This is a genomic window from Draconibacterium orientale, assembly GCF_900111425.1.
In the GTDB taxonomy this organism is placed as follows: domain Bacteria; phylum Bacteroidota; class Bacteroidia; order Bacteroidales; family Prolixibacteraceae; genus Draconibacterium; species Draconibacterium orientale.
In genome coordinates this window covers 32,842-55,705 of the sequence record NZ_FOHT01000011.1, presented here as the reverse complement: position 1 = coordinate 55,705, position 22,864 = coordinate 32,842, and the positions used below count along the sequence as shown (strand labels likewise).

Below are 22,864 nucleotides of genomic sequence, written 5' to 3'. Positions count from 1 at the left end.
CCTAATTGCTTAAGTTATCGAGCACTGCTTTAATTAATTTTTTCATCTCGTCGCGGTAGTTTTCGTTGGCGGTAAGCGTTACGCGGTTGGCAATAATTAAACATACCGTAAGCGCATTATGCCCCATTAGTTTCGATAAACCATAAATGGCCGAGCTTTCCATCTCGAAATTGGTAATCCGCAGCTGTTTATACGAAAATGTTTCAATCAGCTCATTCAGTTGAGGAAAAGCCAAAGGTAAACGCAATTCCCGGCCTTGCGGAGCATAAAAGCCCGGTGCCGAAATGGTAACGCCTTTTTTAAAGCGCTCGTCCGAAAATTTATCCAGTAAATTTTGCCCGGCATCAACCGTGTAAGGTGCTGCCAGCGAATCACTCCATTGTGTATGTTGCCGGAAAGCGGCTTCAAACTCCATGTCGGAAATATGTTCGCGGTTAGCGTAATAATTGAGCAACCCATCAAAGCCAATCGACTTTTCAGAAACCACAAAACTATTTACTGGAAGATCGGTTTGTAATCCTCCCGAAGTGCCTATACGAACGATATCAAGCGAACTGAGCTGCTTTTTTATACTTCGTGTTTCCAGATCGATATTCACCAGCGCATCCAGTTCGTTTAATACAATATCAATATTATCGGTGCCAATTCCGGTTGAAATAACTGAAATTTTCTTCTGCTTGTAAAACCCGGTAACCGTTTTAAATTCACGGTTTTGGACTGAAAACTCTATTGTGTCGAAAAAACCGGTAATGGTATCAACGCGGGCTGGATCGCCCACAAGAATAATTTGTTTACCAATATTTTCGGGTTTCAAATGTAAATGGAATATACTTCCATCATTGTTTAATATTAATTCCGAGTGTTTAATCATTTTTTGCTTTTTAATCTCACCAAAACTATTTAAAATAACGACGAACACCAATGGCAGCGCGAAAAACATATAAACAGCTAAGACCAACACTTTTGTTTTTATTCGGTGATTTTGTTAAAAACATTGAATATGTTAAACAAAAAGGAGGAAGTTTTCAGAATTCCTGAGAATATTACGTTTTAATATAAAAAAACGCATTAAATTTTTATTTTTGATACAAATACGAATCTAATAACAAACCAGATGTCATTTAAAATCTTTTCACTTCAACTTACCGGCAAAATCAAGTCGGTTGAGCTTATCGAGAAAAAGCGCAAACAATTAGCCGACGATTATGCTGAGTTTTTAAAAACGGAAAATACGGAAGAGCTGAAGGCATTTTTAGCGTTGGAAAAATATGTTACTTCCAGTGAATTTGCCTCGAAAAGGAAGCAGGTTGAAGGGCAGTCGTTTAAAGGAAGTGAAGAGGAAAAGCAGTTAAAGGAATTTCAGCGTTTGCAAAAAGCTGCACGCATAAAGAATTATTTTAAGGTAGAAGGTTCTGCTGATCTGGTTCGGTATGAGAAAGAAAAAGAATCGAAAAAACTGGCCGATTTTTATGCTTTGGAAGAATACGTGAAAGACGGCGATTTTGAAAATGACAAAAAGGAAATTAAAGGCCATGTTTTTAAGGGATCGGCAGAAGAGAAGCATTTAAAGGAATTAAAAAAGCTTGAAAAATCGGCCGGCATAAAAGCGTATAATGAGTTGGAAGGTTCTGAAAAACTGAAGCAACACAAGGCATTTGAAGCTTCGGATAAACTGAAAAAGTATAAGGAACTAAAAACGGTTGCAGTAAACGATAAGGAAAAAAAGAAAGAGTTCAACCGCTTGAGTAGAGATTTGGCAGTTAAAAATTATTTCAAGTTCGAGAAATCGAAAAAACTGAAGTTGTATCACGAAATCAGTGGAAGTCATAACCTGGTTCGTTATAAGGAATTAAAAGAACAGGTAAACACTGAGGAATTCAAAAAGAAGGTTGCCTTTTTAAAAGACAAGAAGAAGTTTGAAAAAAGCGAAGCCTACAAAAAATACTCGGATTATAAAAAACTGGCGGCTGACCCTGTGGTAACTTTTGTATTGAAATACGAGAAATCGAAATTCTACAAAAATTATCTCGACGTTAAAGAATCGTTTGATTTAAAGCGACATAATGAGTTGAAGGAGTTGATTGAATCAGACGACTATAAAAAGCAAAAAGCGTGGCTGGAAGACAAAAAACGCTGGGAAAAAACGGAAGATGCCCAAAAGTTAAAACAATACGAAACCGACAAGAAGAAACCTGAATTTGTAAAATACTTTAAATACAAAGACAGCAGCGATTTTGACTTTTTCAAAAACTGGGATGTGGTTTTTGAAGATACGTTTGCCGATAAAAAACTGGATGATACGAAATGGATGACCAGTTCGTTAACCGCTTCAAAAACCCTGGGGCAAAACTATGCAATGTCGGGCGACTTAAGTATTTTCACCAACGGTGCCAACATTCAAACCGGTAATAAACTCAGTATTCAGGTTAAAAGAGAAAACAAGGAAGGTATGGTTTGGCAAATGCCTGCCGGCTTTGTACCGGCTGAGTTTGACTATACTTCGGGAATGATCAGTTCGGGCGAGAATTTCCGGTTGGGAGATGGAATTGTTGAAGCGAAAATTTTCTTTAATCCGGTAAAACAGGTGGCCAGTTCTTTTTTCCTCGCTAATGGCAGCAACGTTCCGCGTGCTAACCTGGTTGAAATGGGGGCGAAAAATATTCTGGGAATTTACACCATGAACGGTAGTGGAAAAATAGCTTCGGAAGGATTGGAGATTAATAACCTGAAAAAAGGAGCTTATATTTTCTCGCTCGAAAAATCGGGAGCAACTTTCACCTGGAAAATTAATGAACAGGAGGTTTTGCAGCTGAACAGTAACGATTTAAATAAACCGTTAGAGCTAAATGCTTCAACTCTTGTAATTGATAAATTACCCGGATCATCAGCCAGTTTTGATGTTGAATGGGTGAAATGCTACCGTAAAAAATGATGCTGAAAGATTACCACGTAAACTGGATGGACGGATTTGACGGAGCAATTACAGTTTGCAATACGGAAGGCATTATTGTTTATATGAACGATTTTTCCATTCGGCAGTTCGAAAAATATGGTGGCGAAAAACTGTTGGGAACAAACCTGCTGGATTGTCATCCCGAGCCATCGAAAACCAAACTTCGTGAAATGCTGGTTATACCAACCGAGAATACATATACCACCGAAAAAAACGGTGTAGCAAAGGTAGTTACCCAAAAACCATGGATGGAACACGAGAAATTCTGTGGGGTTGTAGAACTATCCTTTGACCTTCCTTCAGGAATGGTAAATAATGTTCGTGATTAATTTGGTTTCTTAATTTACAAACCTCGATTGTTAAAGAGGATATAACCAAAATTCAGCGTAACATAAAGATTGGTATTACTTTTTTCGTAGTAGTTGAACGAAAGACTTACCGGACCAATTCCCGTTTGATAAACCAATGCAGCCAGCCCCTGCAGATAATAATTATCGATAAAATCATCGCTTTTAATTGCTGTCAGATCTGGTTGTTCCAACTCTTCATGAATAGGGCAAAAACCATAACCTTCAACACGAAGATGGACATCGGGCGAGAATTTAAATATGGCTTTTAAACCTCCTGCCAGGTAATTGTTCGAATTAAATTCGTTAATAAACAGCGATTTGCTGTGAGGCGTTGGCGTAAATCCCTGAGCTGAAAGTTTTGTTGACCGGTACGTGCGAAACAATTCTTTTGTACTTAAAAATGATTCGAGGTGTGTCCCCAGAACAAATCGTTCACCCAACGAGAAATAGCGCAACGCGTGGGCGTGAAGCTGAAAATAATTCTGTTTGTTCAATTGCGTTTGGTAGTTTGTACTATTTCCGGGCAGGTATTTTTCTTCACCAATTACAAATCTTCCATCAATTCCGCGGTAAGCGCCTTCTGTTGCATACTGCTTGTAATTCAGTGAGTTATTTTCGAATGCCAACTTCGAAACGAATGCGTTAAATTTTGAGTTATTGGCTTTATTTCCTTCTTCTGATTCATCGGTTTGATAAAAATCGTTACTGGCAGAAGAATAGGCAATTCCCGCATAAATTTTACTGTGCAAGCCCAGCGGAAAACCGGTTTCGAGCCTGAAACTGGTTTCATCTTTTATGATGAACGGCGAACGAACATCCTCGAAAATCAGCTCGGTACTCGACGAAAAATAATCCCAGCGGTTAAAAGTTAAATACGATTCGAGATAGAAGGGCAGCGCGGTTGGATAATCAATGCGGCCACCCAGTTTAAATGAACTGTAAAACCGCCCAAAGTAAATGTTTGAATGAAGCGAGTAGGCTCTGCTGTTGTAACTCCGGAAATTAATAGCCGCAAAGCCCTGGTTAATGGGCTTGGTTGAAATATTACCGCCAATACTCAAATCCAGACGTTTTTCGGGCTCGACTTTTAAATGCAGATCGAAATAACCCGTTCCGGGATTGTAGCGTGTAATGGGGTGAATCGATTTCAACTGTTCATCGGCAATTAATTTAAAATATTCTGTTTTTAATGTAGAAAGCGACACGATGTTATTCCGGTGTTTAATACTATGGATGATATATTGTCGTTGCATGGGGTCGGTAACGCCTTCAACCTGAATGTTTTGAAAGTTGAGTTCGGGCTTTCGTGCATTAAAACTGTCGCGTTTTGCCTGAATCACTTCCTTCGGAACACGACGTTTAATCAGTTGTTTTATACTATCTATTTTGGCCCGTGTGGTTTGTTCTCCACGCGCCAGAACAGTATCAATTTTATTAAAATCGAGAAGTCCAACATTGTCAAATTTTGTTTCCAGCAAAATCCCGTCTGCAGGTTTAATCTCAAAATTAGTTGGCCGCATCACCATATTCGAAATTTGCCGCATAACATCATCGGCATCGGCAGCTTTAACATCATCAGCAACCTTATGCCCGATAATAATGTCCGGGTTAAATATTTCTTTCATATGGTCGGTGGGGAAGTTATTTAGCAAACCGCCGTCGAACAATAATTTCCCGTCAATCTCGATGGGCTTAAAATAAAGTGGAACCGTCATCGATGCCCGCATGGCATTTCCCAAATCGCCATTGCGTAAAACCAGCGGTTTACTGTTATTTACGTCGGCAGCAATACAAAAATAAGGCACCATCAGCTGGTTAAAATCATAGTTACAGGCAGCACTGGTTGCAGCCGTTAATTCCATAAACGCAAAATCCATTTGTTCACCTGGAATAATATTGGTTGGAGGCAGAATTTTTACTTTTTCATCCTTTTTGGCCACACGCAGTTGAACCCAGGTTGGATCGTCTTCCTGACGTTTAAAATAATAGCGGTATTCGCGTTGTATTTTCCCGGTTGACCAGAAATAGAAATCATCCGATTTAAAAAGTTCTTCCATTTCCTCGGTAGAATAACCGGCAGCATAAAGACCACCAACAATAGCTCCAATCGAAGTTCCTGATATGTAGTCGATTGGAATGTTGTTTTCTTCCAAAACCCGTATCACTCCAATATGAGCCATTCCTTTGGCGCCACCGCCACTGAGCACAAGCCCAACCGATTGAGCGTTGCCATGCACAACGGCAAAAATAATTAACGTGATAACGAGGAGTGATCTAATCATTGGGTCAATTGTTTTCTGAACGCTATCAAAATTACTAAAAAAGGGGAGTATGTTAAATACGCTTCTTCCTAAATCTTATTAAAAACTGATTAAATTCAGCAGTTTCTTTATTACAGACAGAAAAATACATGTGCAGGTTGCTTTCATGTATCATAATTTTCTAAACACTACTTTTATTGATAGTTTTGTTAAAGAGAGGTTTTTGCTCCTGAATTTTTAAATCAGGCTTCAGGGTAAAACCGTTTTAAGGTGTTTTTGAAATACAAACGATAACTGGCTTTAATTGAAATTAGGAAGTGAAACGACTGATCATTATATTTTTACTTACCTGTGTTAGTCTTTTGGGTAATGCGCAGACGGTAACCGAACCCGATTTTAGTTGGGGGAACTGCCATTACTTCAATGCCAATATAGGAGACACCATTCTGTTTATGGGGATTAATGTGGTGCTGCTCGATATGAAAAATCACTACAACAAACTGAGTGTTGATAATGATACGATCGAGCTGAAAGTAAGCCGACGCAGTTTGCCAATGAGTTCAAATATAGTACGTGCTTTTATTGCTGATAATCGAAATGTAAAAAATCTGGTTGCAAATAAAGCGGCGCACGGATTATTAAAAAAGGATGCACTGATTTGTTTGTCGGATAACCAAAATATGATGCTCAACCCCGATTCATATCGTTTTCCGGTGAGTTATAACGATGGGTTTAACTGGAATATGAACGAAGATAATCATATGTTTTCGTACCTCGCAAAAGGATCTAATTCCGGAGGTGAAGCCAACGCGAACGAAGGAATCGGAATTGCTTTAACCGGTTCGCGGGGCATTGAAAAGCATTGGTTGCTGGCCATTGAAGATAGTAAAGTTGTTTGGGTGGAAGATCAAAAAAACGGTCGCAACAGTAAGCAGTGCTGTGTTCTTTTGCAGAGCAACTCAAATCCATCTGTATTTTATGTATATGATCGTTTATACGCCAACACAATTCAAGTAAAAGAAGGGCAGGAAGTTAGAATGGGAGAGCTTTTAGGAACGGTTTGGGGAGACGAAAACTGGGCTTATCTGCAACTGGCAGTAGTAAAAAGCGATACCATTCCTGGTTACGAAAACCGATATGCCAATTGTGTAAATTTTTTCCCACAGCTTTACGAGTTGTATTTTAAAAACAGCTTTAATTTTACAAAATCGTTTACACGCGGAAAAGTGGATTTTGCGCGGCCACCGCAAAGTAATGGAAACCGAAAAAACCTGCTTGCCTTTGAGGAATATGCTGGTATGGGATGGGGCTTAGGAGTTTGGAACACTGCTGATAAAGTAATGTTTTGTACAAAAGGCGAACAAGGGAATGCCCGGCTAAAGAAAGTGCTGTTCGGGGGTTCTGAGGCAGAATGTCGTAATCCGGATAATTATTTTGATTACGAAATTAATGTGCGAAACGGTGTTTATCGGGTACGGTCACAGGTGGGAGATGTGGAACTGCCTTCGTGGCAAAAAATGGAATACGAAGGTGTTGAAGCTGCTACCTACAATCTGAATGCAGGAGAGCAAAAATGGACTTCGGAAAGAGTTGTGAAAGTTATTGATCGCAAATTGACAGTTCGTATTTATGTCGATCCAAAAAATGAGAAAGTTGCAGCAATCAGCGAAATTGTATTTCAACAAGCCTATTAAAACCTGAAGACCATTCCTGTTTTTACCTGCTCAGTTTTAAATGTTGAATGAAATAATGCCAGTGCCGGAAGTGCGGTGCAGTGCGATGGTAAAAGTTTCGCTACCTTATTTTTCTTGAAATATTCAACGGTTTTTAACGATTGTTTGTTTTGCTTTTTCAGGTGAAAACCACCGATTACAGCTTTTATCTTATTCACTCCGCTAACCTTTTTAGCGTGCTCACAAATATTGCAAATGCCGGAATGCGAGCAGCCGGTAATCACTATCAGTTCATTATTTACAATTGCAGCCAGTGCTGAGTCATCGGGAATAAAATCATCAGAGCCATCAGCAAATTCAAAGCTGGTTGCTTGGCTCTCAAAATCGTTATTTCGTGGTATTTCGCCTAAAAAGAAAAGGTTTTCCGTAAGTTGTAGCGGGTCTTTGCTTTCCTTTAATGTAAATAGTTTTTCAATATCATTTTTTGTCAGATCCATTCCAACAGTTGTGTGATCGATTTTTCGGTAACGTTTTGAAAAACTGGCCGGATGCGTTATTAAAGTCTTATTTGATAGATACTTTAGTCCGTTTCCATGATCCCAGTGGCCATGACTTAAAACAACTGTTTTTACCTCGTTTTCAATCTCGATTTTTAGCTTTTGGGCATTTTTCAAAAACACATTGGAATGGCCGGCATCGAATAAAATCTTTTCGTTGTCGATTTCAATAAGGTAGGAGAGGCCATGCTCTGCAAGAAATTGCCCGCCCGCAGTATTGTCTGTTAGAACCGATATTGTTAGCATGTTATTTTAAATTTGGTTAGTGCTGATTTTTTCCCAAATGGTTTTTAAATTTAAACTAATTGGATGATCCGGTACGTATTCAACCAACGATTTTTCGTGTAACATCGATTCAACAAACAGTTCAGAAAATGGGATTTTGCCAACAAGTGGAATATTCGTATCGCCTAAGTAGCGCTCAACCGTTGCTGTAAATTCCGAATTTATATCGTGTTTATTGATGATTGCATAAAGTGGCACCTGGAACGAATTAACCAGTTCCACTAAACGTTTGGCATCGTGCAGGCCTGAAATAGTTGGCTCGATAACCAGTAACACGGCATTTGTTCCGGTTATTGAAGAAATGGCGGTGCAGCCAATTCCCGGCGGGCCGTCGTTGATTACAAATTGTGCTTTATTTTCCCGGGCCATTTCTTTGGCTTTTTCCCGTATTTGCGTTACCAGTCTCCCCGAATTTTCTTCGCCGGGGCCCATTTTTGCATGAACCATCGTACCAAAACGAGTGTTGGATACAAACCACTGGTTGTTCAGGTTTTGGTTGATTTGAATGGCACCGACCGGACAAAGTCGTTCGCATAACCGACAACCTTCGCACTGATAGGGATTGACCTCCGGGAAACCGGCTTCGTTCGTGAAAATGGCTTCAAACCGACAAGCTTCCTGGCAGGTTCCGCAGTTGGTGCATTCTTCGGGGTTGATAAAAGCCAGCGATCCGCTATCAAACGGATGCGTTTCTTTTATATCGGGTTTTAAAATTAAATGTAAATCGGCAGCATCAACATCGTTATCGCAAAATACAGCGTTGGTGGCCAACGAAGCTAATGCCGCTGTAATACTTGTTTTTCCTGTACCACCTTTTCCGCTGAGTATGGTAATTTCTTTCATTTTAGTTGATTATGGTGGCTAGTTTACCAATGATTGAATGATAGGATTGTTCTATTTCATTGGGGATATTTTCAAACAAAGCACCTCGCGAATAATTCTCAGCATAAGCTTTTGAAAACGGTATTTTACCCAGTAACCCGATGTTGTTTTCTTCTAAGAACCGATAAATATCGTCATTTCCCAAACCGGCCTTGTTCACAACTACGCCAAATGGTTTATGGATTTCTTTTAGCAGCTCAACTGTAATTTTTAAATCGTGCAGGCCAAACGGAGTTGGTTCGGTAACCAAAACTACGTAATCGGCCGTAGATACCGTTTCTACAACCGGACAACTTGTTCCGGGAGGTGCATCAAGCAAGGTAATTTTCTGTTTGGAATCAGTTTGTTTTTTTACCTTCTTAATCAATGCCGTTTGCATGGCAGAACCAATTTCAAGCCGTCCCTCCGATATTCCGGCACCGAAGTATGTCTGGTAATCTGAAATGCTGCCAAGCGGATGTTGAATCTGCTTAAGCGCATCAAACGAACAAGCTTCAAAACAAGCGCCACACGAATGGCAAAGCTCGTAATTTACTTCTGCAAATTTCAGTTTCGTAACGATGCTTATTGCATTGAATTCGCACCATTCAACACATTTTTTACAATACGTGCACTTGGTTTTATCAATTTCAGGAACAATGGTAAAAACCTTCTTTTCTGCTTCTTTTTTCGCTTGAGGGAAAAAAAGCAAATCGTTGGGTTCTTCCACATCGCAATCGATTAATTGCACCTGGTTATTGTATTTTTCAGATAAGAAGTAATAAAGGTTAAGGGTAACGGTTGTTTTTCCGGTACCACCTTTACCGCTTGCTATGGCAATTTGCATGTGAATTGATTTAAAAATTCCCCGGTCTTTTGGCCGGGGAATTCCGATTTAGTAGCTAACTATCAGTAATGTAGGATGCAAAAATCAGTATGCATTCTTTTATCACTGTGTTTATTGTAATATTTCCTATGCCGGATATTCCGGCATTTAATGATCGCAGTAGTTTGCCGTAAACTCAATTGTTTTTTCGAGGTAACCTTGTACCAATTCCTCGGCAGCAATTTTGGGCGCCCCAACAAAAACATTTACATTGTTGTAGTTGAATATTTGTATGGCTTTGTGTCCCATTCCTCCGGCCAATACATCGGTAACACCTTTTTCTGCCAACCATTTAGGCAATACTCCCGGCTCGTGAGGTGGGGGTGTTACCCGCTCTTCGTTAACGATGGTTGTGTCTTCAACATTTAACAGGGCAAAATATTTGCAATGTCCGAAATGTCCGTCTAAAATCCCGTTTTCATCAACAGGAACAGCAATTTTTTTACTCATGCGTATTTTAAATTATTAATTATCTAAACGGCCAAATCCACGGCCACGACCTCTTCCTTTTCCGCGTCCCCAACCTGTTTGAATAGAGTCGTCAGCAGCAAGATTTCTGTTTCTTAAGCCTCTGCCTCCGCCTCTTCTTCCAAATCCAAATCTGGTAAACAGGTCATCGGTTAATGCAGTGTTGCATCTTCCTTGTTTTCTGCCGGTTTGGGCTCCTTGTCCCATTGGTCCGGTTTTGTCTAATCCTGGCATTGTTTCTAATTGTTTTCAATTTTTAAAATAACATCTTTCACATTCAGCTCTTCATCGTCTAGTTCTATCATTCGGATATTAAACTTATCCAGCATATCCTTGGCTTTTGGGCCAAAATGACCCGAGATGATTTGTTCTGCACCTAATTCTGCAGCCATTTCCGAAGATTTTGTTCCGGCTCCTCCATTTGAGTTTTTAAAACTGTTTTCGATAAAGTTGGTGGTATGCGTTTCTTTGTCGTACACACAAAACCAACCTGCACGTCCAAACCGTAAATCAAATTTAGCGTTTACGTTGTCTCCGGATGAAGTAATTATTGTTTTCATATCATAAACATATGTTCTTTACAAAATTAGTTCAAATATTTTATTTAAACAAGTAATTAGGTGAACAAATGTTTATTAAGGCATGAGATTTGTAATTCGTAAAAACACAAAAGATGCAAAACCTAAATTGATACCAGATTTTGCATTTTCCTGCAAGTTGAAAAAAATGTCCAATTATTCTTCTATCTCCTGTGCTTTCTTTTTTACACGGTTTGCGAGAAAAATAGTTATTATTCCTGCAAAAATGGCGAATGAGCCGAATATTTTAACAACCACCAGCGCGGATGTGTATGGCGAGGAAATTAGAATAATAGCAAGGACGATTGAAAATATTCCACCCCAAATCATGGAACGTGCGCCGGTGTGGTATTTATTTATCCGTATTCCGGTAACAACTCCTGAAATTCCATTTATTAATGCAACCAGTCCTAAAAACCACATTAAAAATGAGGTAGTAAGTACCGTGCTGGAAAATGGTTTTAACACCACAATTAATCCTGCAATAATTCCAAGACCTCCGGTAATTAACCCCCACCACCAGTTTTTTCTGACATCTTTTTGTTTGTAGGTGTTGAAGAGGGTTACAATCCCATCAATAAGCAGGTAAATTCCGAGTATAAATATTAGTGTGGTAAGTGTTGCCTGAGGGAACAGGAGTAATATTAACCCTATAACGATAAGGATTATGCCCCGGGCCATTATGAGTTTCCATAAGCTTTCGGCAACTTTTTTGTTTGTACTTTCTGTCATTTTTTTTGATTTTATTTGAGTTGGTATGAGCTACAAGATAGACGAAATTACTGGAAGTTTTCAAAGAATATTATGATAAATACAAAAAAGTTGCCTGTAACAGACAACCTTTTATTTAACGCAAAAAGCACATTGCAGCGCTATTCTACTCCGGCCTTTTCAAGGAAATACTCCAGTGGGCAAAATTTTGTAATCGACGATTGAAATAAATTCAATCCAACAAAACCTGCCAGGCCAAGCCAGTAAATATTAACGAATATGGCCAATAGAATGCTAGTCAACACAAATATTCCTGCAACTGCGCGTATTATTCTCTCTTTCATGGTAATCTATTTTTGTTGTGATTAATTTTTAAATAAGTGATTATACAAATTTTTCGATAGCCGAAATAAAGGCACTTATCGGGCTAATTCCTTCGGCTTCGTCATTAAATCTTTTTATTCGCTCAAGAAGTTCATTTGCCTTATCCTCTTCCAAAAAGGTAAATGAAATGAAGTAACGATATGGATTTTTCGACGATCCGAACCAGTTGGAAATATCTGAATTCCCATCGGCGCTTTCCATAAAACCATCAACGGGCAATTCGCTGTACGAATTAATCTTTATGTCGCGAAAGATCTGCTCCAGCTCATGATGATAAGCTTCGGCGCTTTGAATAATTACAAATTTCATGATTGTTTGTCCTCCTTGTTCGTTAATTCAATATTGGTTTCTTCAGTATGCACAACCGGCGCATTTTCTACCGGGTATTTTTTCTTCTCGGTCATGTAATAAATCAGCGGAACAATAACCAGTGTTAAGAATGTTGATGCAATTGTTCCACCCATTAGTGAAATTGCAAGCCCCTGGAAAATAGGGTCGAATAAAATTACCACGGCACCAATTACAACAGTTCCGGCAGTAAGCAGGATAGGAGTGGTTCGTACTGCTCCCGCTTCTATTACCGCGTCTTTTAGCGGCGCTCCGTCCTTAAGCCGGAGATTTATAAAGTCGATGAGCAGTATGGAGTTTCGGACCATAATTCCCGCCAGCGCAATTAATCCGATCATTGAAGTTGCTGTAAAGAATGCGCCCATCAGCCAGTGACCAATAAGAATACCAACTAACGAAAGTGGAATGGCAACCATCATTACAAACGGCACTGTAAAGTTTTGGAACCAACCGATGATAAGCAGGTAAATTACCAGGAGAACCACTGCAAACGCAGCTCCCAAATCGCGGAATACTTCGTAGGTAATTTGCCACTCGCCGTCCCATTTTAAGCTGTAATTGTCTTGAACGAAAGGCTGCTGTGTAAACTCTTCATTCAATGTGTAACCTTCAGGCAGCTCGATTTTATCGAGGTTATCACTCATATCCAGAATGCCGTAAACCGGACTTTCCAAAGCTCCTGCAATGTCGGCAGTTACATAAACTACACGTTTTTGGTTTTTGCGATAAATGCTTTTGTCCTGAATTTCTTCTTTTATCTCAACCACATCGCCAAGTGCCACTTTTTGGCCGGTCATGCTCATGATGTTTATTTTCTTCAGGTCTTCAATGCTAGAGCGTTCATCTTCCGAAAAGCGCAATGCAATACCAACCTGCTCGTGTTCTTTTTCAGCGTAAAGTTGTGCTACTTCCTGCCCGCCAAGCGCCATAGCAACGCTGTTTACCACCTGCTGAGTTGAAACACCAGCCAAAGCCGCTTTTTCTTTCAGTACATTGAATTTGTATTCTACCTGGTCGTCTTCCACCTGCCAGTCGATATCTACCACATCGGCCGTTTCGGCAAATAAGTCTTTTACCTGGCGGGCAACCTCAATTTGTTGGTCGTAATCAGGTCCGTAAATTTCGGCAACCAATGTTGAAAGTACCGGTGGACCAGGTGGAACCTCTACAACTTTTGCATTGGCGTTGAATTTTTTTGCCAGTTGCTGAATACCCGGACGCATAGCTTTTGCAATGTCGTGACTTTGTGCTTTACGCTCGGTTTTGTCCGTCAGGTTCACCTGTATATCAGATACATTTGAACCACGGCGTAAATCGTAGTGACGCACCAAACCGTTAAAATTCATTGGCGAAGCAGTTCCTACATACGACTGGTAATTTAATACCTCTTCCTGTTGAGCAATGTATGCTGCCAGTTCTTTTGTAACGGCAGCAGTGCGCTCAAGCGTGGTTCCTTCCGGCATGTCGATAATTACTTGGAATTCGTTTTTATTATCGAACGGAAGCATTTTTACGGCTACCATTTTAAAATAAACCAGCGTTGTTGATGCCAGAAGTAAAAATGTGATCGTTCCTATAAATGTCCAGCGTTTCAACGGCGATTCCAACATTGGGTTCATCGTTTTATAATAGATCTTATAAATCGGCGAATTTTCGAGTTTGAATGCCTTTTTTACTTTGTCGTCTTTCTCAATAACTCTTAGTAAACGGAAAGCGAGGTACGGAGTAATCGTTAATGCAACCAGCAACGAGAAGATCATTGCAATAGACGCTCCAATAGGCATCGGGCTCATGTAAGGCCCCATTAATCCGGATACGAAAACCATTGGCAATACCGCCGCAATTACCGTAAATGTGGCCAGAATTGTTGGGTTACCCACTTCATCGATCGAGCGCAATGCGGCCTGAATGAATGGCAATTTTTTCATCTTAAAATGCCGGTGCATGTTTTCGGCGATAATAATCGAGTCGTCAACCACAATACCTGTTACAAAAACCAGTGCAAAAAGCGTAATCCGGTTCAGTGTGTAATCGAGGAAATAGTAGCTGAACATGGTTAGGGCGAAGGTAATCGGTACCGACAGGAATACAACCAGTCCACCGCGCCAACCCATGGCAAGCATTACCACAAAAGTTACCGCGATAATCGCTCCGGCAAGGTGCATCAACAGTTCCGAGACTTTGTGCGAGGCTGTTTCGCCGTAGTTACGGGTTACATCAACATGAACGTCAGCAGGAATCAGGTCTTTTTCAAGATGGCTGATCTTTTCCAAAATCTGGTCAGAAACTTTCATCGCATCAGCACCACGGCGTTTTGCTACAGAAATCGTTACTGCTCCATATTCGCCTGCAAATTCATTTTTCTTTTCGTCCATCATTCCGTAACCAAAATTCACATACTGAATCGGCTCTTCCGGACCATCAAGAATTTCGGCCACCTGTTTCAGGTAAACCGGGCTTCCGTTGTGGATGCCAACAACCAGGTTGGAAACATCATCCGATGTTTGCAGAAATTCACCGGCTTCAACCAGGTATTCCACATCATTCTTGTTAAAAGCACCTGTATTGAATTGCTGATTGGCAGTCTGTATTTTTTGTGCAATACTCAATGCATCAACGTTGTAGCGGGCCATTGCTCCGTTGTTTAAAACGACGCGGATCTGGCGTGAACGGCCTCCAATTACTTTCGTTTCCGATACATCGGTAACCTGTTCAATTTCGTTATTTACTTCCTGGGCAATTCGTTTCAACTGATAGTCGTCGTAATTCTCGCTCCAGAAAGTTAGTCCCAACACCGGCACGTCGTCGATAGAACGTGTTTTTACCAAAGGCAAACTTGTTCCGTGCGGCATCTGGTCCATGTGCTTCATAATTTCGTTGTACATTTTAACCAACGAACGTTCGATGTCTTCGCCAACGTAAAACTGAACGATAAGCATGGCCTGGCCCGGCATTGAGGTAGAGTAAACGTATTCAACTCCCGGAATATTGGCTACCACTTTTTCGAGCGGTTGCATCACGCGGGATTCAATTTCTTTTGGGCTGGCTCCCGGATAACTAAAGAGGATATCAGCAATTGGTACATCAATTTGCGGTTCCTCCTCGCGGGGAGTCAGGTACGAGCTGTAGATACCGATTGCCATAAAAGCAATCATCAACAGCGGCGTTAATTTTGAGTTTATAAATTGTTTGGCTATTCCGCCGGCAAATCCTGTTTTCATTTTTTTTTCTCTCTTAAATTCATTTTTTAAGTTCCGTTTAATAGACCCACTATCGTCACTTTGTTCCGATTGTCTCCGTCGGCTGACGGAACAGGAGCTTCATTGAAGCGACAGGGGTAATTCACTTAGGAATTACTTTTTGCTTAATTGGAAGCTATAATTGCTCCGTCAAAAAGTTTGCTGTCAGACTTCACCACATATTGTTCTCCATCCGATAAGCCTGAAATGATTTCAATTTTGTCGCCAAATGTTTTGCCTGTTTTTACCCAGCGAAGCAGGGCATTTCCTGTTTGGCCAACAGCATAAATTCCAACCAGCTGACCACGATGGATCAAAGCTGATTCCGGAACCAGGATGCGTTTTTGTGTTCCATACTCAAACAATACTTCGGCATACATTCCGCTGTACAATTTTGCCGTACAGTTTTCAGGAACGGTAACTAAAACCTTTGCCATATATTGGTTACCGGTATTTGTGGTTGATGGATTTATTTCGATAATTTTTCCTTCCAGTTCTGCATTTGCTGCAGTGAATTTTACTTGAACGGCATCATTCAACTGAACTTTTGCGATGTCGGCTTCAGGAATGCGTGCAATTACTTTCCATTGCGATGGGCTTTCCATACTCAATAAAGGCATTCCCGGATTGGCCATGTCGCCTTCCTGAACGAATTTGGTGGTGATTACTCCGCTGTAAGGGGCACGAATCGATGCATAACGCATGTTTTCTTCTACTTCGTTTTCCATTTGCTCAACGGCAGCCAAACGTGCTTTGGCCATGTCGTAACGGGTACGCATATCGTCCATTTCTTTGTCCGACGCACTGTTTGCCGCGTAGAGCGCTTCGTAACGTTTTAAATCTTTTTCAGCGCTTTCATAAGCAGTGCTGGCTTCAACTTTACTTGCTTCCACCTGTGCTTTCTTCGCCAGAATATCCTGGTTTCTGATCTGGATCAACAGATCGCCCTGGTTTACTTTCTGGCCTGGTTTAACGTAAATACGCTGAATTTGCCCCATAATACGGGTGCTTAAATTACTTTGTTTGTCGGCTTCCAGTTTGCCTGAAAAACTATGTACTACCGGGTAATCAGCCAATTTTGCAACAGCAGTTTCTGCCGCAACTTTTTCCTGTGATCCCGTGGCCTGTTCTTTTTCTTTGTTACCACATGAGATTGCAATTATTGATAACAGTGCAATTGCGATTATGAGTTTTGATTTTTGTACTGGTGTTTTCATCTTAAATATGGCGTTTATTCGTTAATATCTTGTTCGATAAGCAATTCCATTTCGAAAATGGATTGCTTGTAGTTATAAATGGCTTGTATGTATTCTAATTCTTTTTGCGAAGTGAGGGCTTCAGACATGAGTAGATCAGCCGTTTTTTCCAGTCCTTGCTCAAAACGGTTGGTGCGGATTCGTAACGACTCCTGTGCCTGTTCTTTTGCCAGTTTGCTCGATTGGATTCGGTTATAATTCAGTTCCATTTTACGTGTTGCACGATTGATTTCAATCTGGCTTTGAGACAGGTAATCTTCGTAGTTAATTCGTGCTTCGTCCAACTGTGCAGTGGCGTGTTGAATGGCTCCTGCATTTTTATATCCGCTAAACAGACTCCAGCTTAAAGAAGCGCCAACCATATAATTATTAGCTGAGGTTCCGAACAACGATTCGTCGTTCCATTCCATGGCACCAAAAGCATTCAGGCGCGGAACGAATTTCATTTTATTCGATTTTACCATGTTCTCGCCGGCCTCAATTTGTTTTTGGTAAGCCAGCATATCCGAACGGTTTTCGAGGTTTACCGAATTTCGGTCGATAATCACTTGCATTGGTGGTTGAATAAGCGAATCGGTAGTTTCAATCACTTCGCTGAATTCCATTCCTAATAAGTACGCCAAAAAGTCGTTAGCTGTTTGGCGCTGGTTTTGTGCTTCCAATAACTGATTCTTGCGTTCTTCAACACGAACGGAGGCTTCCAGCACATCAGCTTCTTTGGCAAATCCCTGTTCAGCATTGTTTTTTGTTAAGCGTAAAGCTTCTTCCGCTACGGCAACTGATTTTTGCAGTACCTCAACCGACGACTCGGCCAGCTCAAGCATAAAATACGCTTTTTTCACTTCGTAGTTAATGTTCAGTTTAACCCTGTTGCTCTGAAACGACATGGCATCCAATTGGTTTTTGGCTGCCTTACGGGCGTAAATTCCATCCAGGTTCAGCAAAGGCTGCTTCAACTCAATTTTTGTCTGGAAATTCTCGATACTTCCCGGATCATTTAGCAGGTCAGGGTTAAAATCCTGTTGTGTTACAATCTCTTGTTTTAATTTAAACCCAAAAGAATTTAGCGGGTCATTGGTTGACATGCCGGTGTGACTCGCTTCCACTCCCGGTAAAAAAACAGAGTTTGTCATTCGGTAGCTGGCTCGTGCGGCTTCCACACGGGCTTGGGCACTTTTCACATTAAGGTTGTTTTCCTGGGCAAGGGTAAGTGCCTCGCTCAAGCTTAATGGTCTTGGCTGTGCCTTTATTATTGCCGGCGTTAATAACAGCAATAATACCAGGTAATTGAATTTTTGTGTTGACATATTAGTAATCATTTTTGATTCTTTTTCGCCGCAAATATATGTTATACAATCTAAATAACTATATAAATAGATATATAAATAATTTATGTGTCATTTTTGAAATCTATTACGATCTTAGGTCGTTGATTTGTGAGCATATATGCTTTCCAAGATTTAAGTAAAAATTAATTTAAGTAACGTATTCTAATTCTTATGGTTACTGTGGAATGATAAATTAACTCTACTAAAGGATAAGATTGATTTAGGCAACAAAAACTAGGAAGATATTGAAGATCATTTCAATGTTAACTGGGTGGTATTGAAGATAAAAATAAGTGGAACCAGTAAGGATGATGCCATTGCAAAATAAGGAGTGGTGAGGAAACAAAAAGACCAAAGTCGGAGGGAGGGTGAACAAGAACAATACATGATCTACGTTCTCCATTTAACTTTGGTCCTTAAACAGCTTAATCAATTATTAATAAAAAATCTTAGCTGTAAATCAATAATTGCGCCCTGGTAATGCTTAATTCCTTTTCCATATCAAGCAATTTTTCCAGGCTGTCGTAATAAACTGTTAGCTCAAATAGATACTCGGTTAGCGAAATCGCTCCTTTGTCCAGCGCTTTACGCAACAGATTAAGATCGCTTTGCAAAGATAGCTGCTCACGAAACCGTGTAATGTTTTGTTGAATTCCGATTGCTTTGGCATGCAACGTTTTCATTTCACTGTAAAAACGGAACTTTGCATCGGTTTCGCTTTGTTTCGCCGCTTCGCTTTTCAGGCGGGCATATTTTACGGTGTTTTTATTCTCAAACAATGGTATTGAAACGCCCACCGAAACGCCCTGAAAATGTTCGCCAACTACTTTTTCGCTCATGTAACCTGCATTTAGTTTGGGCAGACTTTGCGCTTTCTGTAATTGCGTGTTCTTGTCAGAAATGGCAATTTCCTGTTCTAACCAGTCCAGCATCGGGTTGTTAACGGCCGCTTGCGTCATCCATTGTTCAAAGTCGGTAGTGATTGGCGTATTCTGAAAAGCTGTATTTTCAAAATCAACAGCAATGCCACTGTTTAGTGTTGCCAGCAGTTGTAAAAGCGTTTGCCTTTGAATTTCAATGTGGCGAAGTTCGGCTTCTGTATTTAAAAGCGTCACTTTGGCTTTGTTCTGATCCAGAATATTAGATTCTCCGGCATTGAGCTTTGTTTTAACAGATTTTGCAATCTGGCTGGCATTTTCCTGTCGCTTTTGGTATTCTGCTTGCAGTGCATTCTGATAGGTGAGTTCGGCACAAATCAAACGCACCTGGAGGAAAATATCCATCTTTTGTTTTTTGTACTCCAGCTCGGCCTGTTCATTTTTCAGTTCTGCAATCTGGTTGCGGTAGGCATAAGCCGACGGAAAATCAAACGACTGCTGAACGCTGATATCCGTGCGGTTGCCAATAGCTGATGGATTGCCCCACAAATAATGAAATTCCACTTCCGGGTTTTGCAGTTGAATACCTGTTTTATTGCCCATTTTTTTAGCGTCAACCGTTTTTCGGAGCGCCGAAAGGGTGGTGTTGTTTTGTTCAATCTCTGTCAACAAGGTTTCTACGCTATCTTGCGCCGATGCAAATTGACTAAGAGCCAGTATTGATATAAGTGTGATTATCAGTTGTTTCATTTTAAATCCTTTTTTATGTTTCCATTTTTGCTTAAGGCGTAGTAAACGATGGGCACCACATATATATTCAGGATGGTTGATGTGAGCAAACCTCCCAAAATTACCTGTGCCATCGGGCTTTGTATTTCGTTTCCCGGCAAATCGCCATTGGCTGCCAGCGGAATAAGCGCCAGAGCAGCTGTTAGTGCTGTCATTAAAATAGGTAACAAACGGTCTTTTGATCCGTGTACCAGCGTGTCGTACAGTTTCTCGCCCTGCTGCTCCAGACTTTGATAACGCGAAACCAGCAGAATTCCGTTTCGTGTTGCAATACCAAAAAGTGTGATAAAACCTATAATTGCCGGAATACTCAGCATTCCGGAAGTAAGCATGATGGCAAAAATTCCACCGATCAATGCCAGCGGTAAATTCAGCAAAATGATACCTGCCAGTTTAAAGTTTTTGAATTCCTGAAATAAAAGCAGGAAGATCACAAAAAGCGCGGCAATGGATGTGAGCAGTAGCATGCGCGATGCTTTTTCCTCGCTTTCAAACTGTCCACCGTATTCAACACGATAGCCTTCCGGTAAATCGATATTCTCGTTTATACTTTGTTTGATTTCTTCTACAACACTGTGCAAATCACGTCCGGCAACGTTTGCCGAAACTACCAGTTTACGTTTTACATTTTCGCGACTGATGGAATTTGGTCCACTTGCCGAAACCACTTCAGCCACTTCGCTGAGTGGTACTTTTTTCCCATCGGAGGTATCGATCAGTGCATTTGTTATGCCTTCCATCTGGTCGGTGTAATCGGTTTTGTAACGAAGCAGCAAATCGTATGTTTGTTGCCCTTCATAAATGTCGGCCATTTTTTCACCGCCCAATGCGATATCCACAAATTCGTTAAATTCGTGAATAGGAATGCCGTAAAAGGCCAGCATATTACGATTTGGACGAATCTGAATCTGCGGAATTTCAACCTGCTGTTCAACGTTTACGTCAACCAGCCCGTCGATGTCAACAATGTGCGACTTAATCTCGTTACCCATTTGAAACATCCGGTTTAAATCGGAGCCAAACAATTTTATGGCAATGTTGGCGCGGGTTCCTGAAAGCATGTGGTCGATGCGGTGCCCTAAAGGTTGCCCAACGGTAAACGCAATTCCCGGAATTCCGGAAAGTTTGCTTCGTACATCTTTCAAAAATATTTCCAGTTCGCGGTCGTTTAGCGTAAAATTCACATCAATTTCGGCACTGTTGGTACTTTGCGAGTGTGTATCCAGTTCGCCACGTCCGGTACGTCGTGCTGTGCTGTTCACTTCAGGGATGGAAAGCATTTCGGTTTCAACCAGCTCACCCAATTTATCGCTTTCGTGCAGTGATGTTCCGGGTTGAGTAATTACCGAAAGTGTTAAAGCTCCTTCGTTAAATTCGGGAAGGAAACTGCGTCCAAATCCCGAAAAAATAAACAGCGATACCACAAACAAACCAAGAATGGGGAATATCACTATTTTTTTGTGGTTGAGCACCCAAACCAGCGAACGTTCGTAACCTACAGTGAGATTTCGTGCCAGCCAGCTTTCTTTTGATTTCCGTGATAAATAGTTGTCGCCCGACAACATCATTTTCGAAAGTAGTGGCGTTAATGTCATGGCAACAATCAGCGACATAAACAAGGAAACGATGTAAGCAATTCCGAGCGGTTTTAGCATGCGGCCTTCCATTCCCGAAAGGAAAAAGAGTGGCATAAAAGCTACGATAATAATGAGTGTTGCATTTAAAATAGACGCCCTGATTTCTTTTGATGCCTCGTAAACCACTGCGAATGCACTTTGTCGCTCGCCTTTTGGCAGTTGGAAATTCTGCCGGAGACGTTTATATACGTTCTCAACATCGATAATGGCATCGTCAACCAGCGAACCGATTGCGATGGTCATTCCACCCAAACTCATGGTGTTGATGTTGAGACCAAAAAGGTTCAGCACGATTACCGATCCTAATAACGACAGCGGAATGGCAAGCAAGGAAATTACTGTTGTTCTGAAACTTCCCAGGAACAAAAACAGGATAATGATAACCAACACGGCACCTTCCAACAGCGCACGTTGAACATTATTAACCGAAGTTTCGATAAAATCTGCCTGTCGGAAAATTTTAGTATTTATGGTTACATCGGGAGGCAGCGTAGCTTTCATTGCTTCCAGCTTTTGCTCAATGTTCTCAGTAACGTCCAGCGTATTGGTATTGGGCTGTTTCGAAACCGAAATAATAATCGACTTTTTAGCATTGTGCGAAGCGTAGCCCATTTTTACGGCACTGCCAATTTTTACTTCGGCAACATCGTTTACCCGAACAGGGTTACCACTGACGGTTTTTATAAAAGTATTTCCCAGTTCTGCAGGATTTGAAGTACGGGCAACACCGCGAACCACATATTCGTTACCATGTTCGCGCACGATTTTACCTGTTGAATTCTGGCTCATCTCGCGGCAGGCATCGGCCAGCTCATTGATGGATACGCCGTAAAAATTCATTTTTAGCGGATCGGCCAGTACCTGGTACTGTTTGTAATCGCCACCAATAATAGTTACCTGCGAAACTCCACCTGTTGCCAAAATCACGGGCTGAATATCCCATTCGGCGATCGAACGCAAAGTCATCAGGTCGGTAGAATCGGCTTGCAGGCTCATAAAAAATATTTCACCCATTACGCTCGATTGTGGCGCCAGAATTGGTTCACCCACATTCTCGGGCATGGCTTCCTGCACGGTAATCAGTTTTTCACTCACCACCTGGCGGGCTTTGTAAACGTCGGTGCCCCAATCGAAATCAACCCATACAAATGAAAAGCCGAGTCCTGAAGATGAACGCACGCGACGAACACCCATTGCTCCGTTTACTGCCGTTTCAATGGGGTAGGTAACCAGACGCTCCACCTCTTCGGGAGCCATTCCGTGTGCATCGGTCATTACAATTACGGTAGGCGCCGTAAGGTCCGGAAACACGTCAATGTCCATATTTTTGGCCGTGTAAATCCCGAACACTACCAGCACCACCGAACACAAAATAATCAGGTATTTGTTGTTCAGCGAGAACTTTATAATATTGTTAATCAT

The 22,864-nt window shown here is 41.0% G+C and carries 19 protein-coding genes; 3 read left to right on the top strand and 16 right to left on the bottom strand.

Translation table 11 applies throughout. The annotated features are described in order from the left end of the window. Nucleotide 1: 1 nt before the first annotated feature. Nucleotides 2-871, bottom strand: a complete 870-nt coding sequence (locus BMW53_RS07920) for a nucleoside phosphorylase (protein WP_038562556.1) — start codon at nucleotides 869-871, stop codon at nucleotides 2-4. Between the two features lie 243 nt (nucleotides 872-1,114). On the opposite strand from BMW53_RS07920, the gene BMW53_RS07915 reads away from it, so the two are divergent. Then, entirely contained in the window at nucleotides 1,115-2,932 is a 1,818-nt protein-coding gene (locus tag BMW53_RS07915) for a hypothetical protein (protein WP_074780467.1), read from the top strand. Beyond that, nucleotides 2,929-3,282 carry a transcriptional regulator gene (locus BMW53_RS07910; RefSeq protein ID WP_051568065.1) on the top strand — a complete coding sequence of 118 codons (354 nt, stop codon included), beginning with the start codon at nucleotides 2,929-2,931 and terminating at the stop codon, nucleotides 3,280-3,282. The genes BMW53_RS07915 and BMW53_RS07910 overlap by 4 nt, the downstream gene beginning before the upstream one ends. Nucleotides 3,283-3,296: 14 nt before the next feature. Here the strand turns inward: BMW53_RS07910 and BMW53_RS07905 are convergent, their stop codons facing one another. Further along, on the bottom strand, nucleotides 3,297-5,585 hold the full coding sequence (locus tag BMW53_RS07905) for a patatin-like phospholipase family protein (RefSeq protein WP_038562545.1): 2,289 nt from the start codon (nucleotides 5,583-5,585) through the stop codon (nucleotides 3,297-3,299). Between the two features lie 296 nt (nucleotides 5,586-5,881). On the opposite strand from BMW53_RS07905, the gene BMW53_RS07900 reads away from it, so the two are divergent. Then, a complete protein-coding gene (locus BMW53_RS07900; protein ID WP_139178057.1) occupies nucleotides 5,882-7,258 on the top strand; it encodes a M23 family metallopeptidase in 1,377 nt (458 codons plus the stop codon). On the opposite strand, the gene BMW53_RS07895 is transcribed toward BMW53_RS07900, so the two are convergent. The 14 genes from BMW53_RS07895 to BMW53_RS07830 all read right to left on the bottom strand — a co-directional run bounded on the left by BMW53_RS07895 (nucleotide 7,255) and on the right by BMW53_RS07830 (nucleotide 22,864). Continuing rightward, on the bottom strand, nucleotides 7,255-8,040 hold the full coding sequence (locus tag BMW53_RS07895) for an MBL fold metallo-hydrolase (RefSeq protein WP_038562539.1): 786 nt from the start codon (nucleotides 8,038-8,040) through the stop codon (nucleotides 7,255-7,257). The two genes, BMW53_RS07900 and BMW53_RS07895, sit on opposite strands and share 4 nt — an antisense overlap. Before the next feature lie 6 nt (nucleotides 8,041-8,046). Then, nucleotides 8,047-8,922, bottom strand: a complete 876-nt coding sequence (locus tag BMW53_RS07890) for a 4Fe-4S binding protein (protein WP_038562536.1) — start codon at nucleotides 8,920-8,922, stop codon at nucleotides 8,047-8,049. 1 nt (nucleotide 8,923) lies between these two features. Further along, nucleotides 8,924-9,787, bottom strand: coding sequence for a nucleotide-binding protein (locus BMW53_RS07885; protein WP_074780463.1), 864 nt, complete (start codon nucleotides 9,785-9,787; stop codon nucleotides 8,924-8,926). Nucleotides 9,788-9,934: 147 nt separating this feature from the next. Next, nucleotides 9,935-10,276 carry a NifB/NifX family molybdenum-iron cluster-binding protein gene (locus BMW53_RS07880; RefSeq protein WP_038562533.1) on the bottom strand — a complete coding sequence of 114 codons (342 nt, stop codon included), beginning with the start codon at nucleotides 10,274-10,276 and terminating at the stop codon, nucleotides 9,935-9,937. 15 nt (nucleotides 10,277-10,291) lie between these two features. Next, entirely contained in the window at nucleotides 10,292-10,528 is a 237-nt protein-coding gene (locus tag BMW53_RS07875; protein ID WP_038562531.1) for a DUF5320 domain-containing protein, read from the bottom strand. A 5-nt stretch (nucleotides 10,529-10,533) separates the two neighbouring features. Next, the gene (locus tag BMW53_RS07870; RefSeq protein ID WP_038562528.1) at nucleotides 10,534-10,854 is read right to left on the bottom strand and encodes a NifB/NifX family molybdenum-iron cluster-binding protein; all 321 of its coding nucleotides are present in this window, start codon (nucleotides 10,852-10,854) and stop codon (nucleotides 10,534-10,536) included. 174 nt (nucleotides 10,855-11,028) lie between these two features. Beyond that, the gene (locus BMW53_RS07865) at nucleotides 11,029-11,604 is read right to left on the bottom strand and encodes an HdeD family acid-resistance protein (RefSeq protein WP_038562525.1); all 576 of its coding nucleotides are present in this window, start codon (nucleotides 11,602-11,604) and stop codon (nucleotides 11,029-11,031) included. A 140-nt stretch (nucleotides 11,605-11,744) separates the two neighbouring features. Continuing rightward, a complete protein-coding gene (locus BMW53_RS07860; protein ID WP_038562522.1) occupies nucleotides 11,745-11,927 on the bottom strand; it encodes a YgaP family membrane protein in 183 nt (60 codons plus the stop codon). Between the two features lie 40 nt (nucleotides 11,928-11,967). Continuing rightward, entirely contained in the window at nucleotides 11,968-12,276 is a 309-nt protein-coding gene (locus BMW53_RS07855; RefSeq protein ID WP_038562519.1) for a hypothetical protein, read from the bottom strand. Continuing rightward, on the bottom strand, nucleotides 12,273-15,536 hold the full coding sequence (locus tag BMW53_RS07850; RefSeq protein WP_051568064.1) for an efflux RND transporter permease subunit: 3,264 nt from the start codon (nucleotides 15,534-15,536) through the stop codon (nucleotides 12,273-12,275). The genes BMW53_RS07855 and BMW53_RS07850 overlap by 4 nt, the downstream gene beginning before the upstream one ends. 143 nt (nucleotides 15,537-15,679) lie before the next feature. Next, entirely contained in the window at nucleotides 15,680-16,771 is a 1,092-nt protein-coding gene (locus BMW53_RS07845) for an efflux RND transporter periplasmic adaptor subunit (RefSeq protein WP_038562516.1), read from the bottom strand. A 14-nt stretch (nucleotides 16,772-16,785) separates the two neighbouring features. Beyond that, the gene (locus tag BMW53_RS07840) at nucleotides 16,786-18,117 is read right to left on the bottom strand and encodes a TolC family protein (RefSeq protein WP_038562513.1); all 1,332 of its coding nucleotides are present in this window, start codon (nucleotides 18,115-18,117) and stop codon (nucleotides 16,786-16,788) included. A 470-nt stretch (nucleotides 18,118-18,587) separates the two neighbouring features. Continuing rightward, nucleotides 18,588-19,766: a TolC family protein gene (locus tag BMW53_RS07835; protein ID WP_038562510.1), complete on the bottom strand. Its 1,179-nt coding sequence runs from the start codon at nucleotides 19,764-19,766 to the stop codon at nucleotides 18,588-18,590. Next, a complete protein-coding gene (locus tag BMW53_RS07830; protein WP_038562506.1) occupies nucleotides 19,763-22,864 on the bottom strand; it encodes an efflux RND transporter permease subunit in 3,102 nt (1,033 codons plus the stop codon). Before BMW53_RS07830 ends, BMW53_RS07835 begins: the two co-directional genes overlap by 4 nt.